Here is a 25,846-nt window from a genome sequence, read left to right as displayed (position 1 = left end):
TCATGGCCGGGTCCACTCGTCGCTGCGGCTGAGGGCTTCCCCGACGAACTGGATGATCTCTTTGCCGTTCTCGCCGTTGGTCAGCACGACCACGCCCGCCCCGGCGCGCAGCCGGGAGAACGCCATCGCGCGGTGGCCGGCGGGTTCGCCGCCGTGGCCGAACTCGATGTCGTCGCCGGTCGCGTCGACGATGCTGCCCAGGCCGTAGAGGCTGGCCGGGTGCATGGTCAGCAGCTGCTCGGCGTCGGTGCGGCGCAGCACCCGGCCGGTGTCGTACAGGTGGGCGTTGCGGATCTCCCGGGCGACCTTGGCGAGGTCGGGGGCGGTGGTCCACAGGCCTGCGGCGGCGGCGTCGACGCGTTCACGCCAGCAGCCGTCGATCGGGCGGCCGTGCCGGTCGTGGCCGATCGCCACCGGGCGGCCCTGCGGGAACGCCTGGTCGAAGCTGCTGTCGGCCATGTCCAGCGGGTCGAGCACCAGCTCGCGCATGAGTGGCGCGAACGGGGTTCCGGTGATCGACTCCATCAGTTCCTGCAGGACCCAGTAGTGCACGTTGGCCTTGCGGTAGGCCGCGCCGGGCACGCCTTCGGCCCGCAGGCCGCCGAGCAGGTCGCGTAGCGACGGTCCGGTGGTGCCGGGCGCGTGGCCGACGTGGTCGACCGGGGCGAGCCCGGACAGGTGCCCGAGCAACTGGCGGGCGGTGACCGGGTGGTCGCCGGGGACCCGCAGGCCGCGCAGGTGGTTGTTGACGTCGTCGTCGAGTGACAGCGACCCGTTCGCGGCCAGGCGCAGCACGCCCAGTGCGGTCAGGTGCTTGCTGACCGAGCCGACGGCGAACACCGTGTCGGCGGTCACCGGGTGCCCGCCGGGGGTGAGCACCCCGAAGGCGCGTACGTCGGCCAGTTCGCCGCCGTCGATCAGCGCGACGACGGTGCCGGGCACGTGCTCGGTGGCCATGGCCGCCAGCGGGCTGGGCAGGGCCCGGCCGGTGCGCCAGCGCAGGGCGCGCAGGGTGTCCTCGGCCAGGCGGGTGACCTCGCCGTGGTCGTGGGCGTCGGCGTGGAAGGCCCAGCTGAGCTGGAGCCTGCCGCCGTCGACCGCGGTCTGCACGGCGACCGGGGGCCGTGGCGCGTCGGCGTCGCGGACGATCCGGTCGAGCTGCCAGCCCTTGCGCCTGCCGTTACGGGCCCGGTGGTGCAGCCGCACCGTCGCGCCGGTGCCGCCGACGGCCCGGTTGACCGCCGCGACCAGCACCTCGGGCAGGGCCGAGGCGTCCAGCAGCAGCGCGGCGGTGGCTTCGACGGACAGTTCCATGACGACCCGCTGCGGGGCGACGTCGAGTTCGCTGAGCCGCTCGACGGTGACCGGTGTCGCGGGCAGCACCTCGACCGCGCCGGTGCGGCGGGTGCGTTCCGTGCCCTCGTTCAGGCTCGTGACCACGTCGGCCCAGTCCAGGTCGGACAGGGTGTCGGCGGTCAGCGCGACCAGCAGGTGCACGGGCTTGCCGTTCGTCTCGACCAGGGCGCTGTGGCCCTGCTCGATCAGCGCGGCGAGTTCCCCGGCCCGGCGGCGGCCGGCTTTGCCGACCTCGGCCCGCCGGAGCTGGCCGAGGTTGACGGCGCGGGTGGCCAGGGCCGTGGTGACGGCGCACCAGGCCTGGTCACCGTCCATGCCGGAGGGCACGGACAGCTGTACGACGCACTGCGCCTGGGCCGGTGCGGGCTGCTCCGGTTCGTCGGCCGGGGTTTCCGGGGCGACGGCCGCGGCGAGGTCGCGCAGGGTCTGGTCCTGGTAGAGCTGGCGCAGGCCGAGCGGGAGACCCGCCTGCCTGGCTGCCGCGATCACTTGGATGATCAGGATCGAGTGGCCGCCCAAGGCGAAGAACCGGTCGTCCAGACCGATCCGCTCGACGCCGAGCACCCGCTGCCAGATCCCGGCGAGCAGCGCCTCCGTCGGCGTCGACGGGGGCACGTACGCGGGGCCGCTGTCGGCGGTGTCGGGGGTGGGCAGGGCCCGCCGGTCGACCTTGCCGTTGGCGTTGAGCGGCATCTCGGCCAGCGCCACGAAGTACGTGGGGACCATGTACTCCGGGAGGTTCTGCTGGCAGTAAGCGGCCAGGTCGGCGGTGTCGCCGTCGGCGACGTAGTAGGCGACCAGGCGGCGGTCGCCGGGGCTGACCTCGTACGCGGTCACGTACGAGTCGGCGACGCCGGGGTGCGCCGACAGCGCTGCCTGGATCTCGCCGGGCTCGATCCGGTAACCGCGGATCTTCACCTGGTCGTCGATGCGGCCCGCGAAGTCGACCACGCCGCTGGGCAGCCAGCGGGCCAGGTCGCCGGTGCGGTACAGGCGCGACCCGGCCGGCCCGAACGGGTCGGGCACGAACTTGGCCGCGGTCAGCTCCGGCTGGCGGGCGTAGCCGCGGGACACGCCGTAGCCGCCGACGTACAGCTCGCCGATGACCCCGACCGGCACCGGGCGCATGTTCACGTCCAGCACGTGCATGGTCATCCGGGGCAGCGGGTGGCCGATCGGCAGCACGTCGAAGTCCTGCGGCCCGTCGACGGGGTAGATGCAGGTGCCGACGGACGCCTCGGTCGGGCCGTACTCGTTGACGACCTTGGTGGTCGGGGACAGCGCGGTCCACGCGTCGAGGGTGCGGCGGGTGAACGGTTCGCCCGCGACGACCAGCACCGGGGTCAGCGCTGCGGCCTCGGCGGCGGTGAGCTGGTGGGTGAGCACGTCGAGGTGGCCGGGGGTCAGCTTGATGAAGCTGAACGGGCCCGCCGCGACGAGCTGCCGCCCGAGGTCGTCGAGGGTCGCGTCGGCCGGGAACAGCCAGGTGCGCCGCCCGGTGATCAGCGGCGCCCACACGTTGGGCACCACCAGGTCGAACGCGACCGAGGAGAAGACCGGGGCGCCGCCGGGGCGGTCACCGATCAGCTCGGCTGCGGCCCACCGGACGTGGTTGGCCAGGCCGCCGTGGGTGACCTGCACGCCCTTGGGGCGGCCGGTGGAACCCGACGTGAAGATGACGTACGCGAGCTGGTCGAGGTCGACCGGCGGCTGGGCGGCGGGTTCGTGCCCGGCGATGGCGTCGGCGTCGCGGTCGAGCAGCACCAGCCGCACCCCGTCGCCGAACCGGTCGGCGGTGGCCTGCTGGGTCACCACGACGTCGGCTCCGGCGGTGGCCAGCATGTGCGCGATCCGCTCGGCGGGCTGCGCCGGGTCCAGCGGCAGGTACGCGCCGCCGGCCCGCCATACGCCCAGGAAGGTGGCCAGCAGGTCGGTGCCGCGCTCGACGAGCACGCCGACGGCCTGCTCCCGTTGTACGCCGAGGGCGAGCAGGTGGGCGGCGATGCGCCCGGCCCGCGCGTCGAGTGCGGCGTAGGTCAGGTCCCCGGCCGCGATCGCGTCGGGGGTGGCCGCGACCTGGGCCGCGAACAGCTCCGGCACCGACGCGGTGACCTCGGCCGTCAGCGCGGCCGGGTACGCCGGGTCGTTCCAGGTGACGGTGACGTCGTGCAGCTCGCCCTCGGGCAGCAGCGCGACGGTCGCGTCGCCGTCGGCGTCGGCGGCCATCGCCTCCAGCACCTGCCGGAAGATCTGCGCGACGCGGCGGGCGCTGTCGGGGGTCAGCGAGCGGGTGTCGGTGCGCAGCACCAGGTGGCCGGGTTCGGTGGCCACCGACAGCGGGAACTCGTTGGCGCCCGCGCCGATGGTCGCGCCCTCGGCGACCAGGTCCCCGACGACCTCGTCGAAGTCGTGGTAGCTGAAGTAGACGTCGATGAGCCGTTCCCCGGCGCCCTGGCCGCGGCGGATCGCCGGGGACGGGTAGCGCCGGTGCGGGAACATCTCGATCTCCCGGGCGTACACCTGCTCGACGAGTTCGCGCCAGGTGCGCGCGGACCGGTCGTGGGCGAACGGCAGCGTGTTGAGCGACATGCCCAGCACCCGTTCGGCGCCCAGCACGGCGGGGCGGCTGTTGGAGACCAGTCCGGTGGAGAACTCGGCCTGGTCGGTCAGGCGGCTCATGACGTTGAGGTGCGCGGCGTGCAGCACGCTCTTGAACGACACCCGGGCCTTCGACGCCAGGGCGCGCAGGTCGCGCTCCAGGTCGAACAGGCGCACCCGCACCGTGTACGGCTGCCCGGCGCTCGACGGGTCGCCCCAGCCCGCGGGCAGGGTGAACTTGTCGAACCGGTCGACGAGGCGCTGCCAGTGGCCGCGGTCGTCCTCCGACGCCAGGGCCTCCTGCTCGCCGGCGATGACGTCGGCGAAGCGCACCGCGGGCAGCGGCTCCAGCTGCACCGGGCCACCGGCCCGCAGCTGCCGGTACGCCGACAGGATCTCGGTGAGCAGCGCGTGCAGGCTCCAGCCTTCCAGGATCACGTGGCAGACGGTCAGCCCGAGCCGCCACGTCTCGTCGGTCTCCAGGTGCGCGTCGACGCGGATCAGCGGCGCGGCGGTGACGTCGAACGGGGTGGCGTACTGCCGGGCGGTGAACTCCCGCACGGCGGTGTCCTGCTCGGCCTCGTCGAGGTGGCGCAGGTCGTGCACGGTCACCGGCAGCGTCGCCGCGCGGTGCACGAGCTGCAGCGGCTCGCTGTAGTCGGTGGCGTCGACGCTGGTGCGCAGCACCTCGTGCCGGTCGGCGACCAGCTGCACCGCGTCGGCGAGGGCCACCGCGTCGAACGGTTCGGCGTCGGGGATCCGGAACGAGGCCACGTTGTGGTAGGTCCGGGTCTCGCCCTCGGTCATCAGCTCGACGAGCATGCCCAGCTGCACCCGGGCCAGCGGGTACGCGTCGACCACGTCTTCGGGCAGGCGCTCGCGGTCGGCGTCGGCGATCAGCGAGAACGGGGCGGCCTGCCGCTCCTCCTCCACGTCGCCGTCGCGTTCGGACAGGGCCGCGCACAGCGCCTCGACGGTCTGCAGTTGCAGGATGTCGCGGACCGTGGCCGCGAACCCGGCCGCCCGCAGCGCGCCGACCAGCGCGATGGCGCGGATCGAGTGGCCGCCGATGTCGAAGAACCCGTCGCGCACGCCGACCCGGTCCACCCCGAGCACGGTCGCCCAGACGGCGGCGACCTGCTCCTCGACGGGCGTGCGCGGGGCGACGTACTCCCATACCGCGGCCTGGGCCGACGGGTCCGGGTGCGGCAGGGCCCGCTTGTCGAGCTTGCCGTTCGGGGTCAGCGGCAGCGCGGCCAGCGGCACGAACGCCGACGGGATCATGTAGTCGGGCAGGGTACGGGCCAGCATCGTGCGCAGCTGCGCCGGGCGCGGCACCTCCTCGCCCTCGGGCACCGCGTAGGCGACCAGGCGCTTGTCGCCGGGGGTGTCCTCGCGGACGACCACGACGGCGTCGCGGATGCCGGGCACGGCCGCCAGCGCGGCCTGGATCTCGCCGAGCTCGATGCGGTAGCCACGGATCTTGACCTGGTCGTCGATGCGGCCCAGGAACTCCAGGCTCCCGTCCGGCAGGCGCTTGGCCAGGTCACCGGAGCGGTAGAGGCGCGAACCGGCGGGGCCGAACGGGTCCGGGACGAACCGCTGCGCGGTCAGCTCGGGCCGGTTCAGGTAGCCCCGCGCCACACCCGGGCCGGCGACGTAGATCTCGCCGGGGACCCCGGCGGGGACCAGGTTGCCGCTGGCGTCGAGCAGGTGCACCCGCAGGTCGGACAGGGGGCGGCCGACCCGGTTCGGGGCGCCGGGTTCCAGGTCGCGCTTGGTGACCCGGTGGTAGGTGGTGTGCACCGTCGTCTCGGTGATGCCGTACATGTTGAGCAACGCGGTGCGGGCCAGGCCCATCCGGTCCACCCACGGGCGCAGCTCGGGGATGTCGAGCTTCTCCCCCGCGAACACCACCGCGCGCAGCGACAGGCGCTTGACGCGCGGGTCGCCGTCGCGGGCCAGGCCGACCAGGCCCCGGAACGCCGACGGGGTCTGGTTCAGCACGGTCACGCCGTGCTCGACCAGCAGGTCGGCGAACTCGTCGGGCGAGCGGGTCACGTCGCGCGGGACGACGACGAGCTTGCCGCCGTACAGCAGCGAGCCCCACAGCTCCCAGACGGACACGTCGAAGGCGTAGGAGTGGAACAGCGGCCACACGTCGGTCTCGTCGAAGCCGTAGTGCTCCTGGGCCACGAGCAGCAGCCGCAGCACGTTGGCGTGGGTGAGGCTGACGCCCTTCGGGCGGCCGGTCGAGCCGGACGTGTAGATGACGTAGATGAGGTTGTCGGGGGTGCCGAACACGGCCGGGTTGGCCTCGGGCTCGGTGTCGAAGGTCTGCCTGTCGAGCAGGATCATCCGGCCGGAGTACACCTCGGACAGGGCCGGGGCCAGGTCGGATGTGGTGACGACCAGGGACAGGCCCGCGTCGTCGACCATGAACCCGAGCCGGTCGGCGGGCTGGATCGGGTCCAGCGGCAGGTACGCCGCCCCGGACTTGAGCACGCCCAGCAGCGCCGGGACGAGTTCGGCTCCGCGCTCCAGGTGTACGCCGACCAGGGTCTCCGGGCCCGCGCCGAGCCCGCGCAGGTGGTGCGCGAGCCGGTTGGCCTTCGCGTTGAGCTGCGCGTACGTCAGCTCGACACCCTCGAACTCAACCGCCGTGGCGTGCGGGGTCGCGGCGGCCTGCGCCTCGAACGCCTGGTGCACACACCGGTCGACGGCCTCGGCCGGGGTGGAATCGGCCGCGCCGAGCAGCCGCTCCCGCTCGCCCGGGGGCAGGCACGGGGCCTGGGCGTTGCCGTCGACGTCGGCGACGATCGCCTCCAGCACCGCCCGGTACATGGCCGCGATCCGGTCCAGGTTGGCGCGGCTCAGGGTGCGGTTGTCGGTGGACAGGCTGTACGCGCCGTCGCGGGCGACGACGGCCAGGCCGAACTCGGTCGAGCCCTCGCCCATGCGTACCCCGACCCGGCCCTCGCCGGAGTGCTCCCCCGCCGCCCTGGTGAAGTCCTGGTAGCTGAAGAAGACCTCGATCAGTCCCCGGCCGACCTCCTGCTGGATGGTCGGCAGCGGGTAGCGGCGGTGCGGCCACAGCTCGACCTCGCGGGCCAGCGTCGCGGTGATCAGCTCGCGCCAGGTGCGCGCGGACCGGTCGTGGGCGAACGGCAGCGTGTTGAGGTACATGCCGTGCACCCGGTCAGCGCCGGTCAGCTCGGGCCGGGCGTCGCAGACCAGGCCGGTGAAGAACGACTCGTCGCCGACGAGCTGGCTCATCACCTTCAGGTGCGCGGCGTGCAGCACCGCCTTCAGCGACGACTGGGCCGTGCCGGCCACGGCGCGCAGGCCGTCGGCCAGGTCGCGGTAGTCGACGGTGGCCCGCAGCGCCTCGCGCGGCGTGCCCTCGTCCTCGCCCCACCCGGCGGGCAGCGTGAACCGCGCGTGGCGGGCCACGACGTCGTGCCAGTAGGACCGGTCGTCGGCGGAGTTCAGCGACGCCAGCTCACCGGCGATGAAGTCGGCGTAGCGCAGCGGCGGCCGCTCCAGCGTCACGGGGGTGCCGTCGCGCAGGCCGTCGAAGACCTCCAGCAGCTCGGCCAGCAGCGTGTTGACGCTCCAGCCCTCGGTGACGGCGTGGCACATGGTGAACGTCAGCCACCAGGCCTGGTCGCTCTCCAGGTGCGCGGCGATGCGCACCAGCGGCGCGGCGGTCAGGTCGAACGGGCGGGCCCGCTCGGCGGCGATGAACTCCTCCAGGGCCGCGCTCTGCTCGGCGGCCGGCAGCCGCCGGCCGTCGACGATCGTCACCGGCGGCGCGACCGTCTCGTGGACCAGCTGCATCGGCGTCGACAGGCCGGTGACCTCGAACGAGGTCCGCAGCACGTCGTGGTGCCCGAGCACCGCCGACACGGCCTTGGTGAACAGGTCGGCGTCGAAGGGCCGGTCGTCGCTGATCCGGTGCGCGATGACGCTGTGGTAGCTGCCGCGCTCGTCGCCCGCGGCCAGCTCCACCAGCATGCCGAGCTGGATCTGCGACATCGGGTACGCGTCGGCGAGCCCACTACGGGCGTGCAGCGCGGACCGGTCCCAGTTGGAGATCAGCGCGAACGGCTCGGTCGAGGTCACCGCGTCGGCCGCCTCGCCGAGATCGATCGTCGCGGCGAGCGCGGCGATGGTCCGGGTCGCGAACACGTCGCGCACCGAGGTCGCGATACCGGCCTCGCGCAGCGCGCCGACCAGCACGACGGCGCGCATCGAGTCGCCGCCGAGGTCGAAGAACGAGTCCTCGACGCCCACCTTCTCGGCGCCGAGCACGGTCGCCCAGACCCGGGCGAGCCGGGCCTCGGTCTCGTCGCGGGGGGCGACGTACTCGCCGGTGACGTAGGCGTCGGTGTCGGGGGCGGGCAGCAGGCGGCGGTCCAGCTTGCCGTTGGGGCTCAGCGGCAGGGCCGCGACCCGCACGAACGCGCTGGGCAGCATCGTCTCCGGCAGGGACCGGCGCAGCTGCTCGCGCAGCTCGGCCGGCTCCGGGGACTCCCCCGGCGCGGGGACGACGTAGCCGACGAGGCTGCGGCGGCCTGATTCGTTGGTGTAGACGCTGGCCGCGGCCTCGGCGACGCCGGGGCAGCCGCGCAGTGCGACCTCGATCTCGCCGAGCTCGATGCGGACACCGTTGAGCTTGATCTGGGTGTCGATCCGGCCCAGGTAGTCCAGGCTGCCGTCGGGCCGCCACGAACCGGCGTCGCCGGTGCGGTAGAGCCGCCCGCCGACGTCGAACGGGTCGGGCACGAACTTCGACGCGGTCATCGCGGGCTGGTTGTGGTAGCCCCGCGACAGGGCCGTGCCCGCGACGTACACCTCGCCGGGAGCGCCGACCGGGACCGGCTGGAGCTGCTCGTCGAGCACGTACAGGCGCACGTTCGGGTACGGGACGCCGATCGGGGTGCGCTCCAGCGCGCCGACGACCGCCGGGTCGCAGGTCCAGTGGCTGACCTCGATCGCGGCCTCGGCCGGGCCGTAGCCGTTGGCCAGGGTGCACCACGGCATCGCCGCAGTGACCCGGCGGACCAGGTCGATCGGCAGTTCCTCGCCGACCGCCTCGATGGTCTTGAGGTCGCGGCACTGCTCCAGGCCCTCGCCCAGCATCACGCCGAGCATCGACGGCACGAACACCACGACGGTGACCTTCTCGTCGCGCATCAGGCCGGTCAGGTACGCCGGGTCGCGGTGCCCGCCGGGGCGGGCCACCACCAGGCGGCCGCCGACCAGCAGGGTGCCCCAGATCTCGCCCATCGACAGATCGAAACCGGTCTCGGTCTTGAGCAGCACCGTCGACGTCGCATCCACGCCGAACGCGGGCGCGGCGCCGAGCAGCGACCGGTTGACCAGGGCCCGGTGGGTGTTGAGCGTGCCCTTGGGGCGACCGGTCGAACCGGAGGTGTAGATGACGTAGGAGATGTCGTCCGGGCTCGCGGTCGGGACCGGGTCGGTGGCGGGCCGGTCGGCCCACGCCTGCGGCTCGTCGAGCACGACCAGGGTCGCCGCCGTCTGCGGCAGCTCGCCGACCAGCGCCCGCTGCGCCAGCAGCACCGGCGCGGCGGTGTCCTCGACGAGGTACGCCAGCCGGTCGGCCGGGTACTCCGGGTCCAGCGGCACGTAGCCGCCGCCCGCCTTGGCGATGGCCAGCACGGCGACAACCAGCTCGGTGGAGCGGCCGGCGCACACGGCGACCAGCACGTCCGGGCCGACACCGAGGTCGCGCAGGTGGTGGGCGAGCCGGTTGGCGCGGCCGTTCAGGTCGGCGTACGTGACGTGCACGCCGTCCTCGGTGACCGCGACCGCGTCCGGGGTCGCCTCGGCCTGCGCCTCGAAGGCGAGCTGGGCGGTGTCCGGCAGCACGGTCGACGTGCCGGTGTCGGTCCAGGTGTGCAGGATCGTCTCCCGTTCCGTGGCGGGCAGGTGATTGACGCGGGCGTCACCGTCGGGGTCGGCCGCGATCGCGGCCAGCACCTCGCGGTACATCGCGCCGAGCCGTTCGGCGTCGGCCCGCCCGAGGGCGGCGGTGGTCAGCACGATGTGCCCGCCCGCGGTGCTGACCGCGAGCGCGAACTCGGTGCTGCCCTCGCCGACGCTCTCGCGGGCGTCGATCGGGCCGTCGGCGACCTGCCGGAAGTCCTGGTAGTTGAAGATGACGCCGATCAGCGGCCGGCCGCCCGCGTCGCGCTGGATCTGCGGCAGCGGGTAGTGCCGGTGCGCCCACAGCTCGTTCTCGCGGTCGAAGACCCGGTGCACGAGTTCGCGCCAGGTGCGCGCGCCACGGTCGTGGCCGAAGGGCAGCGTGTTGATGTACATGCCGTGCACCCGGTCCGCGCCGGGGGCCTCGGGGCGGGCGTCGGCGACCAGGCCGCTGGAGAACGCGGCCTCGGTGGTGAGCTGGCCGAGCACCTTGAGGTGCGCGGCGTGCAGCACCGACTTGAGCGACACCTGCTCGGCGTCGGCCAGGGCGCGCAGGGCCGGGGCGAGGTCGTGGTACGGCACCCGCACCTTGACGGTCTCCCCCTGGGCGGACCAGGTCACGGGCAGCGCGAACGGCGCGTACCGCTCGGCGACGCCGGACCAGTAGGCCCGGTCGTCGGCCGAGGCCAGGGCGGCGAGTTCACCGGCGATGAAGTCGGCGTAGCGCACGGCGGCGGGCGGCGCGGTCTGCGCCGGGGTGCCGTCGCGGTGGGCCTGGTAGCGGCCGGTCAGCTCGGCGAGCAGGGAGTTGAAGTCCCAGCCGCCGGTGACCAGGTGGCTGACCGTGACCGTGAGCCACCAGCCGCCGTCGCCCGGGTGGGCGGCGATCCGCAGCAGCCCCGGCCGGTCCAGGCCGAACGGCAGCGAGCGCTGCCCGTCCAGGTAGGACTGGTGAGCCGACGCGTCATCGGAGACGGTGACGTCCACACTGGTCGCGTCGTGCACGAGCTGCAGCGGCACCGAGTAGCCCGCCGGAGCGAACGAGGTGCGCAGCGTCTCGTGGTGCACGACCAGCTCCGCCACGGCGGCGCGCAGCGCGTCGCCGTCCACGGCGGACCCGTCGCGGACCTTGACGGCGGTGACGATGTGGTACGCCCGGTCGCCGCTGTTCTGCGCGGCGACGACCATGCCGATCTGGGCCTGCGACATCGGGTACGCGTCGGTGACGCCCTCGGGCAGCAGCGCCCGGTCGGCGTCGGTGACCAGCGCGAACGGTGCGACAGCCGCGACGGGGACGGCGACGGTGTCCCCGGCCAGCTCGGCCAGGCGGGCGACGCTCTGGTGCACGAACACGTCGCGTACGCCGATCGCGAAGCCCGCGGCGCGCAGCGCCCCGGCCAGCGCGACGGCCCGCAGCGAGTCGCCGCCCAGCTCGAAGAACCCGTCGTGCACGCCGACCTGCTCGACGCCCAGCACCTCGGCGAAGACCCGGGCGAGCCCGGCCTCGGCGTCGGTGCGCGGGGCGATGTGCTCGCGGGTGCGCAGCGCGGACTGGTCCGGCGCGGGCAGCGCCCGGCGGTCCAGCTTGCCGGTCGAGGTCAGCGGGATGCGGTCCAGCGCCACGAACGCCGACGGGATCATGTACTCGGGCAGGGTCTGCCCGAGCGCGGTGCGCAGCACCGCCGCGTCGAGGGTGCCCTCGGCGATGACGTAGGCGACCAGGTTGCCGTCACGGACGATCACGACCGCGTCGGTCACGCCGTCCTGCGCCCGCAGCGCGGCCTGGATCTCGCCCAGCTCGATGCGGTAGCCACGGATCTTGACCTGGTCGTCGATGCGGCCCAGGAACTCCAGACTGCCGTCCGGCAGGCGCTTGGCCAGGTCACCGGAGCGGTAGAGGCGCGATCCGGCGGGACCGTACGGGTCCGGGACGAACCGCTGCGCCGTCAGCTCCGGGCGGTTCAGGTAACCGCGTGCCACGCCGGGGCCGCCGACATGGATCTCGCCGGGGACACCCACGGGCACCAGGTGACCCTGCTGGTCGAACAGGTAGACGGCCAGGTCGTCCAGGGGCCCGCCGACCGGCGAGACGCCCAGGACGCGCATGTCGTCGGCGGTCACCGGCCGGAACGTGGTGTGCACCGTCGTCTCGGTGATGCCGTACATGTTGACCAGCACCGGGGCGTCGAGCCCGACGCGGTCCGTCCACGGGGTGAGGTCGGCCAGCTCCAGCTTCTCGCCGCCGAACACCACGACCCGCAGGGCCAGGGCGTCGACGCGCGGGTCGCCGGACGCGGCGGCCGCGACCAGGGCACGGAACGCCGACGGCGTCTGGTTGAGGACGGTGACCTGCTCGTCGACCAGCAGCTGGAGGAAGTCCTCCGGCGAGCGGGCGACATCGAACGGGACGACGACGAGGCGGCCGCCGTACAGCAGCGGACCCCACAGCTCCCAGACCGAGAAGTCGAACGCGTAGGAGTGGAACAGCGTCCACACGTCGGACGAACCGAAGGAGAACTCGGGCAGCTCAGCGGTCACGGTGAACAGGCGGTGCACGTTGGCGTGGGTCAGCGCGACGCCCTTGGGGCGGCCCGTGGACCCGGACGTGTAGATGACGTAGATCAGGTCGTCGGGGGTGGTGACCGGCGGCGGGTTCGCGGCCGGGTGGGCGCTCAGGTCGGTCTCGTCGAGCAGGATCAGCTCGCGGTCGGCCGTGAACAGGCCCGCGTGGGCGCGTTCGGTGAGCACGATGCGGGCGTCGCCGTCGGCGAGCATGAACTCGCGCCGGTCGGCCGGGTACGCCGGGTCCAGCGGCAGGTACGCCGCGCCGGACTTGAGCACGCCCAGCAGCGCCGGGACCAGTTCGGCACCGCGGTCGAGGCAGACGCCGACCAGGACACCGGGTCCCGCGCCGAGCCCGCGCAGGTGATGGGCGAGCCGGTTGGCCTCGGCGTTGAGCTGCGCGTAGGTCAGCGATCCGGTTCCGGCGGTCACCGCGACCGCGTCGGGCGTCGCGGCGACCTGGGCCTCGAACAGCTCGTGCAGCGTCCGGCGGTCCTGCGGGGCGTCCGCGACGACCGGGGCCGGGGTGAGCAGGCGAGCCTCGCCCGGCGGCAGGTACACGGCCTGGGCGTCGCCGTCGGGGCCGGCCGCCATCGCGGCGAGCACGGCCTCGTACATCAGGGACAGGCGGTTCATGTGGTGCCGGTTGAACACGCCGGTGTGGCTGCTCAGACCCAGGTAGCCGCCCATGGTGGTGACGGACAGGTCGAACTCGGTCGGGCTGTCGCTGATGGTGCTGTCGGCGTCGACGGTCTCGCCGTCGATGTTGTGGAAGTCCAGGTAGGTGAAGATGCAGTCGATCAGGCGTACGCCGCCGGCCTCGCGCTGCACGGCGGGCAGCGGGAAGCGGCGGTGCGGCCACAGCGCGACCTCACCGGCGAACACCTGCTGCACCAGCTCACGCCAGGTGCGGGCGGTGCGGGCGGTGCGGTCGAAGCCGAACGGCAGCGTGTTGAGGTGCATGCCGTACACCCGCTCCGCGCCCAGGACCTCCGGGCGGGCGTCGCAGACCAGGCCCGCCGAGAACGACTCGGCCTCGGTCAGCTGGCTGAGCACCTTCAGGTGCGCGGCCAGCAGCACCGACTTGATCGGCACGCGGGTCTGCGCGGCCAGAGCCTTGAGCCCGTCGGCGAAGCGGCCCAGGGCCACGCCGCCACGGATCGGCTCGCGGGCCACGTCCGCGTACGCCCACCCGGCCGGGATCGCCACCGGCGGGTACGACGCGACGACGTCGCGCCAGTAGCCGCGGTCGTCGGCGGACTCCAGCGACGCCAGCTCGGCGGCGATGAAGTCGGCGTAGCGCACCGGCGGCTTGGCCGGGTCGGCGGCCCGGCCGCCGTCGCGCAGGGTGCGGTAGCAGTCCAGCAGCTCCATGAGCAGGGAGTGGTAGCTCCAGCCCTCGGTGATGGTGTGCGACTGGGTGAACGTGACCCGGTAGGCGTCGTCGGACAGCAGGTGCACGGCGAAGCGCAGCAGCGGCGCCTGGCTGAGGTCGAACAGCACCTCCCGCTCGGCGGCCACGAACCCGCGCACAGCGAGGCGCTGCGCCTCGGTGTCGAGGTCGCGCAGGTCGTGCACGGCCACCGGGATCTCGACGCCGTCGAGCACGAGCTGCATCGGCACCGAGTACGCGGTCAGCTCCATCGCGGTGCGCAGGATCTCGTGCCGTCCGGCGACCTGCCGCGCGGCGGCCCGGAACGGCTCGGCCGCGAACGGCACGTCGTCGGCGATCCGGAACGAGGTCACGTTGTGGTAGGCGTTCTTGCCGTCCCCGGCCAGCATCTCCACGAGCATGCCGACCTGCGCCTGCGACATCGGGTACGCGTCGACCACGTTGCCCGGCAGCGCGGCCCGGTCGGCGTCGCTGATCAGCGCGTACGGCGCGACGGGCGTGAACTGCTCGGCCGGGGCGGTGCGCCCGCCGACCAGTTCGGCCAGCTCGGCGACGCTCTGGTGCTCGAACACGTCGCGCACGGCCAGGTCGAACCCGGCCGCGCGGGCCGCGCCGACCAGGGCGACCGCGCGGATCGAGTCGCCGCCCAGGTCGAAGAAGCTGTCGTGCACGCCGACCTGATCGACGCCGAGCCCGTCGCGCCACACCTCGGCGAGGCGCTCCTCGGCGTCGGTGCGCGGCGCGACGAACTCCCGCTCGGCGCGCAGCGCACCCCGGTCGGGGGCGGGCAGGGCCCGCCGGTCGAGCTTGCCGTTGACGGTCATCGGGACGGCGTCGATCGCCACGAACGCCGACGGCACCATGTACGGCGGCACGTGCGCGCCGACGTGCTCGGCCAGCTCAGCCGCCGTCGGCGCGGCGACGTTGCCGGCCGCGTCGGCGGTGTCCGAGGCGGTGTCGGCGGCGACCGTGAAGTAGGCGACCAGGCGCTTGTCGCCGGGGCTGTCCTCGCGGACGACGACGACGCCGTCGCGCACCCCGGGGTGGGCGTTGAGCGCGGCCTGGATCTCGCCGAGCTCGATGCGGTAGCCGCGGATCTTGACCTGGTCGTCGATGCGGCCCAGGAACTCCAGGCTGCCGTCGGGCAGGCGGCGGGCCAGGTCACCGGAGCGGTACAGGCGCGAACCGGCCGGGCCGAACGGGTCCGGGACGAACTTGCTCGCGGTCAGCTCCGGGCGGTGCAGGTAGCCGCGGGCAACGCCGGGGCCGCCGACGTGGATCTCACCGGGCACGCCCAGCGGCACCAGGTGGCCGTTCTGGTCGTACAGGTGCACGGTCAGGTCGCCCAGCGGGTGCCCGACGGGGTTGCCGGTGCCGGACGCCACGTCGGCGGCCTGCACCTGGTAGAAGGTGGTGTGCACGGTCGTCTCGGTGATGCCGTACATGTTGAGCAGGCGCGGGGCCTCGTAGCCGCGGCGCGCGGTCCACGGGGCCAGCTCGCCGAACTCCAGCTTCTCCCCCGCGAACACCACGGCGCGCAGTTTCAGCGCGTCGATGCGCGGGTCGCCGTCGCGGGCCAGGCCGACCAGGCCCCGGAACGCCGACGGGGTCTGGTTGAGCACCGTGACGCCGTGCGTGACGAGCAGGTCGAGGAAGTCCTCCGGCGACCGGGTGACCTCGCGCGGGACGACGACGAGCTTGCCGCCGTAGAGCAGCGAACCCCACAGCTCCCAGACGGAGACGTCGAACGCGTACGAGTGGAACAGCGGCCACACGTCGGACGGGCCGAAGCCGTAGTGCTCCTCGGCGATCAGCAGCAGCCGCAGCACGCTGGCGTGCGACAGGCTGACGCCCTTGGGCCGGCCGGTCGAACCGGACGTGTAGATGACGTAGATCAGGTTGTCGGGCGTGGACACCGTCACCGGGTTCGTGTCCGGCTCGGTCTCGAACGTCTGCTCGTCGACGAACAGCAGCGTGCCGGGGTAGCCGTCGAACAGGTGCGCGTGGGCGAACTGGGTCACCACGACCGGCGCCTGGGCGTCGGACAGCATGAAGCCCAGCCGCTCGGCGGGCTGCGCCGAGTCCAGCGGCAGGTACGCCCCGCCGGACTTGAGCACGCCCAGCAGCGCCGGGACGAGCTCCGCGCCCCGGTCGAGGCATACCCCGACCAAGGTCTCCGGGCGCACGCCCAGGCCGCGCAGGTGGTGCGCGAGCCGGTTGGCCTTGGCGTTGAGCTGCGCGTAGGACAGCACCTGGCCGTCGAACTCGACCGCCGGAGCGTCCGGGGCCGCCGCGACCTGGGCCTCGAAGACCTCGTGCACGCAGCGGGTCGCGGGCACGGACCGCACCGCGTACGAGCGCTCGGCAAGGACCGTGGCGTCGACGGCGGGCAGCAGCACCCGCTGGGCGTCGCCGTCCGGGTCGGCGACGATCTCCTCCAGCACCGCCCGGTACATCGCCGCCAGGCGGCGGGTGTTGTCGCGGCTCAGGTGCGCCGAGTTGGCGGTGAGCATGAACGCCCCGGCCCGGCTGGAGACCGTCAGCGGGAACTCGGTCGGGCTGTCGTCGATGCTGGCCTGGTAGTCGACCAGGTTCGTGTCGACCTGGTTGAAGTCCTGGTAGTTGAAGTAGACGCCGATCAGGCGCTCGCCGCCGGCCTCGCGCTGCACGGCGGGCAGCGGGAACCGGCGGTGCGGCCACAGCGCCACCTCACCGGCGAACACCTGCTGCACCAGCTCACGCCACGTGCGGGCGGTGCGGTCGAAGCCGAACGGCAGCGTGTTGAGGTACATGCCGTAGACCTTGTCCGCGCCGAGCAGTTCGGGGCGGGCGTCGCAGACCAGGCCCGCCGAGAACGACGCGGCCTCGGTCAGCTGGCTGAGCACCTTGAGGTGGGTGGCCAGCATGACGGCCTTGAACGACACCTTCGCGCTCGCCGCGAACGCCCGGAGCTGGTGGTCGAGGTCGTGGTAGGGCGCGGGCTGCACGTACATCTCGGCGGGCGCGGAGTCGTCGCCCCAGCCCGTCGGCACGTCGAAGCGGGGGTACGCGGCGACGACGTCACGCCAGTAGGTGCGGCTGTCGGCGGACTCCAGCGCGGCCAGCTCGGCGGCGATGAAGTCGGCGTAGCGCACCTGCTGGGCGGGACGCTCGGCGGGGACGCCGCCGGAGCGTAGCGCGCGGTAGACCTCCAGCAGCTCCATGAGCAGCGAGTGCAGGCTCCAGCCTTCGAGGATGGCGTGGCACTCGGTGACCGACAGCCACCACGCGCCGCCGTCGACCTGGTGCGCGTGCACCCGGAACAGGGTCGGCGCGGCGAGGTCGAACAGGGTCGCGCGCTCGCTGGCGGCGTACGCCCGCAGGCCTTGGGCGATGCCAGCGGCGTCGCGGCCGGTGAGGTCGGTGACGCCGCTGGCCATGACGGCGCTCTCGTGCACGAGCTGCAGCGGCTGCGAGAACGAGATCAGGTCGAAGCCGGTGCGCAGCACGTCGTGGCGGGCCACGACGGTCGCGGCGGCCCCGGCGAGAGCGTCGGCGTCGACCGGGTCGGCGTCGACGATCCGGAACGAGGTGACGTTGTGGTAGTTGTTCTGACCGGTCCCGGTCAGCATCTCCACGATCATGCCCGCCTGGACCTGCGACAGCGGGTACGCGTCGACGATCCCGGCCGGCAGCTTGCCCCGGTCCAGTTCGGAGATCAGCGCGTACGGCGCGACCGTGCGCTGCTGCTCGGGGGCGGGGCGGCCGGTGACGTGCTCGGCGAGCGCGGCGACGGTGCGGTGCTCGAACACGTCGCGCACGGCGACGTCGAAGCCCTCCTGGCGCAGCGCGCCGACCAGCGCGACGGCGCGGATCGAGTCGCCGCCCAGGTCGAAGAAGCCGTCCTGGACGCCGACGCGCTCGGTCTTGAGGACCTGCTGCCAGACGTCGGCCATGCGCTGCTCGGCGGGCGTGCGCGGGGCGACGTAGTCGGCGCCGCTGACGATGGTGGCACGGTCGGGTGAGGGCAGGGCCTTGCGGTCGAGTTTGCCGTTGGCGGTCAGCGGCAGGCGCGGCAGGGCCAGGAACGCGGTCGGCACCATGTAGTCGGGCAGGGTCCGGCCCATCAGGGCGCGGATCTGCACCGGGGAGGGCAGCTGCTCCTCGCCGTCGGGCACGGCGTAGCCGACCAGGCGCTTGTCGCCGGGGGTGTCCTCGCGCACGATGACGACAGCCTCGCGGATGCCGGGCACGGCGTTCAGCGCGGCCTGGATCTCGCCCAGCTCGATCCGGTAGCCGCGGATCTTGACCTGGTCGTCGATGCGGCCCAGGAACTCCAGACTGCCGTCGGCCAGGCGCTTGGCGAGGTCACCGGACCGGTAGAGCCGCGATCCGGCGGGACCGTACGGGTCCGGGACGAACCGCTGCGCGGTCAGCTCGGGGCGGTTGAGGTAGCCGCGGGCCACGCCGGGGCCGCCGACGTGGATCTCGCCGGGAACCCCGATCGGGACCGGGTGGCCGTGCTGGTCGAGCAGGTACACCGACAGGTCGTCGAGCGGACCGCCGACCGGGGACGCGCCGAGCACGCGCATGTCCGCGCCGTTGATCGGCCGGAACGTGGTGTGCACCGTGGTCTCGGTGATGCCGTACATGTTGACCAGCACGGGACCGTGCAGGCCGACGCGGTCGACCCACGGGGTGAGGTCGGCCAGTTCCAGCTTCTCCCCGCCGAACACGACGGCCCGCAGGGCGAGCCGGTCGACCCAGGGGTCACCGGACGCGGCGGCCGCGACCAGGGCACGGAACGCCGACGGGGTCTGGTTCAGCACGGTGACCTGCTCGTCGACCAGCAGCTGGAGGAAGTCCTCCGGCGAGCGGGCGACATCGAACGGCACGACGACCAGGCGGCCGCCATACAGCAGCGGACCCCACAGCTCCCAGACCGAGAAGTCGAACGCGTACGAGTGGAACAGCGTCCACACGTCCGACGTCCCGAAGGAGAACTCGGGCAGCTCGGCGGTCACGGTGAACAGGCGGTGCACGTTGGCGTGAGTCAGCGCGACGCCCTTGGGGCGGCCCGTCGAACCCGACGTGTAGATCACGTAGATCAGGTCGTCGGCGGTGTTGCGCAGCTCGGGGTCGGTGTCAGGCTGGGCGGCCAGCTCGGGGGCGTCGGTGTCGACGAGCACGGCGTGGCCGGTGAAGCCGTCGAGCAGCGCGCGGTGCTCGACGTCGGTGACCACGTGTGCGGCGGCCGCGTCGTCGAGCATGTACGCGATGCGGTCGGCGGGCACGGACGGGTCCAGCGGCAGGTACGCCGCACCGGACTTGAGCACGCCCAGCAGCGCCGGGACCAGCTCGGCTCCCCGGTCGAGGCAGACTCCGACCAGGACACCCGGCCCCGCACCCAGTCCGCGCAGGTGGTGGGCGAGCTGGTTGGCCTTGGCGTTGAGCTGCGCGTAGGTCAGCGACACGGTCCCTGAGGTCACCGCGACGGCGTCGGGCGTGGCCGTGACCTGGGTCTCGAACAGCTCCTGCAGGGTGCGGTAGTCCTGCGGGGTGGCGGCGGTCAGCGGCGCGGGGGTGACGAGCGCGGTCTCGGCGGCGTCGAGCAGGCCGAGGTCGCCGACCCGGGCGGACGGGTCAGCGACCACGTGCTCCAGCAGCCGGATCAGGTGCGCGGCGAAGCGCTGCACGGTCCGCGCGTCGAACAGCGCGGTGGCGTACTCGAACCGCCCGGCCAGGCCGCCATCGAGGCGGTCCTCGACGTGCAGGGTGAGGTCGACCTTGGACACCTGCCAGCGGATCGGCACCGGGGTGATGCCGACGGTGCCGTCACCGGCGGTGCGCTCCTCGTGCATGGTGAACACGGTCTGGTAGAGCGGGCTGCGGGACATGTCCCGGTCGGGCTGCAGCTCGTCGACCAGCTTCGCGAACGGGGTGTCCTGGTGGTCGAAGGCGTCCAGCACCGTGCCCCGGACCCGGCCGAGCAGCGTCGTGAAGTCCGGGTCGTCGTCCCACTGGGAGCGGATGACCAGGCTGTTGATGCCGTACCCCAGCAGCTGCTGCAGCTCGGGCCGGTTGCGTCCGGACACGACGGTGCCCACGGCGACGTCGGCCTTGCCGGTGTAGCGCGACAGCAGCGCCTGGTAGGCGGCCATCAGGGTGACGAACACGGTGGTATCGGCCTCGGCGGCGAGTTTGCGCACCCCGGCGGCCAGGTCGGCGGGCAGCACGATCGGGACCGAGCCGCCGCGCCAGTCGCGCCGGGCCGGGCGGGCCCGGTCGGTCGGCAGTTCCAGCGGCTCAAGGTCGGCGAGCTGGGTCCGCCAGTAGGCGAGCTGGCGGTCCAGGATGTCGCCGCCGAGCCGGGCGCGCTGCCAGGCGGCGAAGTCGGCGTACTGGACCTGCGGCTCGGCCAGCGGGGCGCCCGCGTACAGGGCGCCCAGCTCGCGGACGAACACCTCGGTCGACCAGGCGTCGCAGGCGATGTGGTGGAACGTGGTGACCAGGATGCGGTCGCCGTCCGACAGCCGGATCAGGTGCCCGCGCACCGGCCACTGCCGCTCCAGGTCGAACCCGGTGACGGTCTCGGTGTCGACGAGTGCGGCGGCGCGCTGCTCGCGCTCGTCGGCGGCCAGGCCGGTCAGGTCGGTGACGGTCAGCGCGCCGTCGCGCGGGGCGTCGACGACCTGCACCGGCTCGTCGTCGACCAGCTCGTAGCGGGTGCGCAGCACCTCGTGCCGGGCGATGACCTGCTGCCAGGCCGCCGCGAGGGCGGCCTCGTCGACCGGGCCGGTCAGCCGCAGGGCGACCGGCACCAGGTACTCGGCGCTGTCGGGCTCCAGCCGGTTCAGGAACCACATCTGCTGCTGCCCGAACGACAGCGGCAGCGGGCGGGTCCGGTCCGCGGCGGGGATGCGCGTGCGGCGGGTCCCGGCCGACCCGGCCAGGCGGCGGCGGATCAGCTCCTCGCGGGACTGCGCCTCGTACGCGGTGCTGGTCATGCCGAAAGCTCCTTCAACGACGTCTGCGCTGCGGTGGGGGCGGACTCCTCCGCCCAGATGCGGTCCTCGATCGCTTCGGCCAGGCCGGCGACGGTGGGCCGCTCGAAGATGAGCCGGATGGACAGGTCCAGGTCGAACTCCTCCTGCAGGCGCGACACCAGCCGCACGGCGAGGATGGAGTGGCCGCCCAGGGCGAAGAAGTTCTGCCGTACGCCGTGGACCGGCGTGCCGAGCAGTTCCGTCCAGATGCCGGCGATGCGCTGCTGGGCCAGGGTGGTCGGCGGTTCGCCGCCCTCGGGGGCGGTGGCGCTGTCCGGGTCGGGCAGCGCGCCGCGGTCGACCTTGCCGTTGGCGTTGAGCGGCAGGTGCTCCAGCGGCACGAACGCACTGGGCATCATGTAGTCGGGCAGCCGGGTGGCGCAGTGCTCGGCCAGTGCGGCAAGGTCGTCGCCGACGACGTACGCGACCAGGCGCTTGTCGCCGTTGGGGCGCTTGTCGACCACGACGGCGCTGCTGCGCACGCCCGGGTGGGCGTCGATGACGGCCTTGATCTCGCCCAGCTCGATCCGGTAGCCCCGGATCTTCACCTGGTCGTCGATGCGGCCGAGGAACTCCACGGCCCCGCCCGGTAGACGCCGGGCCAGGTCACCGGTGCGGTACAGGCGCGTGCCGTCGGCGGCGAACGGGTCGGGCAGGAAACGCTCGGCGGTCAGGTCGGGCCGCCCGGCGTAGCCGCGGGCCACGCCGGTGCCGCCGACGTACAGCTCGCCGATGACACCGTCGGGCAGCAGCCGCAGCCCGGCGTCGAGCACGTGCATGGCCATGTTCGGCAGCGGGTAGCCGATCGGCACCACCTCGACGCCGTCCTGCGCGACGTTGATCGGGTAGATGCAGGTGCCGACGGACGCCTCGGTCGGGCCGTACTCGTTGACCAGGCCGCCCGGTCCGAGCAGGTCCAGCCAGCGGGTTGCCAGCGCGCCGGGCAGGCCCTCGCCCGCCACGACGATGATCGGGGCGAGCGCGGCGGCCTGCTCGTCGTCGAGCTGGTGGCCGAGCAGTTCCAGGTGGCCGGGGGTCAGCTTGATGAAGCTGTACGGTCCGGCCTCCGACAGCAGCTTGCCGAGCTGGGTGACCTCGACGTCGGCGGGCAGCATCCGCACCGCCTGCCCGGTCACCAGCGGACCCCACAGGTTCGGCACGACCAGGTCGAACGCGGTCGAGGAGAACAGCGGCGCGCCGCCGGTGCCCTTGGTCGCGAGTTCCTGCGCCGCCCAGACCACGTGGTTGGCCAGGCCCCGATGGGTGACCATGACGCCCTTGGGCAGCCCGGTCGAACCGGACGTGAAGATGACGTATGCCAGCTCGTCGGGCTCGGTGTCGCGGCGCAGCGGCTTGGCCGGCGACGCCGCGATCATGAGGGCGTGCGTGTCGACGAGCAGCATCGGCACGTCGAACCGGTCGGCGTACGCGGCCTGGGTGACCACGGTGCGGGCACCGGCGATCGACAGCATGTGCGCGACCCGCTCGACCGGGTAGGTCGGGTCGACCGGCAGGTATGCCGCGCCGGCCTTCCATGCGCCGAGCATCGCGGCGGGCAGCGACGCGGAGCGGTCCAGCAGCACCGCCACCACCGAGCCCGGCCCGGCTCCCATGGCGCGCAGCTGGTGCGCGATCTGGTCGGCCATGGCGTCGAGTTCGGCGTAGCTGATGTCGCCGGTGTCGGTGGCGACCGCGACAGCCTTGGGCCGGGCCGCGGCGCGCGCCTCGAACAGGTCGAGCACGCTGTCGCTGGTCCGCAGCACGGCCGCGTCGTTGTAGGTGACCAGCAGGCGGTGGCGTTCCTCGGCGGTGATCAGGTCGAGTTCGCCGAGCGGGGTCGCCGGGGCGGCGACGGCCTGCTCCAGCAGGCGTACGAACCGGTCGGCGAGCAGCTGCACGGTGCCCGGGTCGAAGATCGCGGTGGCGTACTCGAAGGCCGCCTCCAGGCTGCCGTCCTCACGCCGCCACATGAACAGGGTCAGGTCGGTCTTGGCGACCTGCCAGGCGCGCTGGAAGGCGTCCATGGCCAGGCCGTCGCTCGCCACGACGCTGGTGCCGCCCTCGTCCTGCAGGTCGAAGGCGACCTGGTAGAGCGGGGTGCGGGACAGGTCGCGCTCGGGGGCGAGCTCGTCGACCAGCCGCTCGAACGGCACGCTGGAGTGCGCGAACGCCTCGGTGCAGGTCTGCTTGGCGAGCCGGACCGCGTCGGTGAAGGTCAGCTCCGGGGTCAGCGTGTTGCGCAGCACGAGCGAGTTGAGGAAGAACCCGGCCACGTTCTCGATCTCGGGGCGCACCCGCCCGGCGACCGGCGTGCCGACGGGCACGTCCCACTGCCCGGCCTGGCGGGCCAGGGTGGTGGCGAACCCGGCGAGCAGCGTCATGAACGGGGTCGCGCCCTCGGCCCGGCCCAGCTCGGTGACGGCGGCGGCCAGTGCGGGACGGATCGTGACGCGCACACCGGAGCCGCGGCTGTCGCGCTCGGCCGGCCGGGGCCGGTCGAGGGGCAGGTCCAGCGGGGTGAGATCGGCGAGGTTTTGCCGCCAGAACGTGAGGTCCTGGGCGATGAGCTCGTCGGTGAGTTCGGCGCGCTGCCAGACGGCGTAGTCGGCGTACTGCACGGGCAGGTCCGGCAGGCGGGCCGGGCGGCCCTGCGCCAGGGCGGTGCACAGTTCGCGCAGGTCGCGCTCCAGCAGCACGGTGGTCCAGCCGTCGGAGGCGATGTGGTGCAGGGTGACCAGCAGGACGTGCTCGGCGGCGGGCAGGCGCACCAGCATGGCGCGCCACAGCGGGCCGTCAGCCAGGTCGAAGCCGCGCCGGAACTGCTCGCCGAACAGGCCGGTGACCTGGTCCGGGGTGGCGTCCTCGACGCGCAGCTCGACCTCGCCGGCCTCCACGATGACCTGGCGGGGTTCGCCGCCGCGGGTGACGTAGCGGGTGCGCAGGGCCTCGTGCCGCTGCTCCAGCAGGCGCAGCGCCTCGTGCACGGTGGCGGCCGAGGTGTCGGCGGGAAGGCGCAGGAACAGCGGCGACACCCACTCGGGGCTGCCGGGGTGCATCCGGTCGAGGAACCACAGCCGGTGCTGGCCGAACGACAGCGGCAGGCCGTCGCCGCGCTCGACCGGGGCCAGGGGGCGGGTCTCGGGTTCGGTGCTGTCGTCGAGCAGCTGCGCCTGGGCCTGCACGGTCGCGGCGCGGAACAGCTTGCGCAGCGCGATACGGCCGCCGGAGTGCGCGTTGAGGCGGTTGGCGAGCCGGGTCAGCACCAGCGAGGAGCCGCCCAGCTCGAAGAAGTCGTCGTGCACGCCGACGGTCGCCACCCCGAGCAGGTCCTGCCACACCTGGGCGACGGCCTGTTCGGACGGGGTGCGCGGGGCGACGAACGCGCGGCGGACCGGCTCGTCGATCGGCGGCAGCGCCTTGCGGTCGACCTTGCCGCTGGGGGTCAGCGGCAGCGTCTCCAGGAATCGCAGCGCGGTCGGGATCAGGGCTTCGGGCAGCCGGGTGGCGAGGAAGTCGCGCAGTCCGGTGCTGTCCAGTTCGGAGCGCTTGACGACGTAGGCGGCCAGCCGCTTGGCGCCGCTGGCGTCGGTGTAGGAGGTGACGGTCGCCGACTGCACGCTGTCGTGGCCGACCAGGGTCGCCTCGATCTCGGCGGGCTCGATCCGGACACCGTTGATCTTTACCTGGTCGTCGATGCGGCCCAGGTATTCCAGCACCCCGTCGGCGCGCCAGCGCACCTGGTCACCGGTGCGGTAGAGGCGGCCGCCGGCCGGGCCGTACGGGTCGGGCACGAACCGCTCGGCGGTCGCGTCGGCGCGGCCCAGGTAGCCGCGGGCCAGCGCGACGCCGCCCACGTGCAGTTCCCCGGCCATGCCGACGGGCACCGGGTCGCCCTCGTCGTCGAGCACCAGCAGGCGGGTGCCGTCGATCGGGCGGCCGATCGGGATCGGGCCCGCGGCCAGCGCCGGGTCGACCTCGAACGCGCTGACGTCGATGGAGCACTCGGTGGGGCCGTAGGTGTTCCACACGGTCAGCGCGTGCGGGCCGCGCAGGCGGGTGGCGAGTTCGGCGTGCAGCGGCTCACCGGCCGAGAAGACCAGCCGCAGGCTGGCACAGGCCGCCCAGCCGGGCTCGTCGGCCAGCAGGCGCAGCACCGAGGGCACGCCCTGCAGCACGGTGACGCCGTGCTCGGCGATCGCGGCGACCAGCAGGCCCGGGTCGCGCTCGGCGCCCTCGGGGGCCAGCACGATGGTGCCGCCGCTGCTCAGCGGGCCGAAGAACTCCCAGCCCGCGGCGTCGAAGCTGATCGACGTCTTCTGGATGACGCGGTCGCCCGCGCCGAGGCCGTGGCGGCGCACGGTCCAGGCGACGCGGTTGGCGATGCCCGCGTGGGTGATGACGACGCCCTTGGGGCGGCCGGTGGAACCGGAGGTGTAGATGGCGTACGCGGGGGCGTCCGGGCTGACCTCGACCTGCGGGTCGTACTCCGGCTGGCCGTGCAGGGCGTCGGTGTCGTCGAGCAGGATCGTGTCGACCGCGGTGCCGGGCTCGATGCCGCGCTCGGTCAGCAGGATCCGCGCGCCGGTGTCGGCCAGGATCCAGGCGCGGCGGTCCACGGGGTGTGACGGGTCCAGCGGCACGTACGCGCCGCCGGCCCGCCACACTCCGAGCAGGGCCGTGACCAGGTCGAACCCGCGCTCCAGGCATACCCCGACCAGGCTTTCGGGACCGACTCCGCGGTCACGCAGCAGGTGGGCGAGCCGGTTGGCCCGGCGGTCGAGCTCCCGGTAGGTCATCGTGCGCACGCCGTCGGCGGCCGCGATGGCGTCGGGGGTCGCCGCGGCCTGGTGCGCGACGAGGTGGTGCAACAGCGAAGGCAGGTCGTCGCCGGTCCGGTGGGCCGGGGCTGCCGTCAGTGGGGCGTCCATCGCGTTCCTCGCTCAGTTCGGCTGGTCAG

Annotated in this window: 2 protein-coding genes; both read right to left on the bottom strand. The window is 73.4% G+C overall.

All coding sequences use genetic code 11. From position 1 onward, the window contains the following. Entirely contained in the window at positions 1–20,850 is a 20,850-nt protein-coding gene (locus HAV40_RS33155) for a non-ribosomal peptide synthetase (RefSeq protein WP_166388235.1), read from the bottom strand. Continuing rightward, a complete protein-coding gene (locus tag HAV40_RS33150; RefSeq protein ID WP_166388234.1) occupies positions 20,847–25,817 on the bottom strand; it encodes a non-ribosomal peptide synthetase in 4,971 nt (1,656 codons plus the stop codon). The genes HAV40_RS33155 and HAV40_RS33150 overlap by 4 nt, the downstream gene beginning before the upstream one ends. Between the last annotated feature and the right edge of the window lie 29 nt (positions 25,818–25,846).

The organism is Catellatospora methionotrophica (assembly GCF_011297335.1).
GTDB classification, from domain to species: Bacteria; Actinomycetota; Actinomycetes; order Mycobacteriales; family Micromonosporaceae; genus Catellatospora; species Catellatospora methionotrophica.
This window is presented reverse-complemented; position numbering and strand designations above follow the sequence as displayed.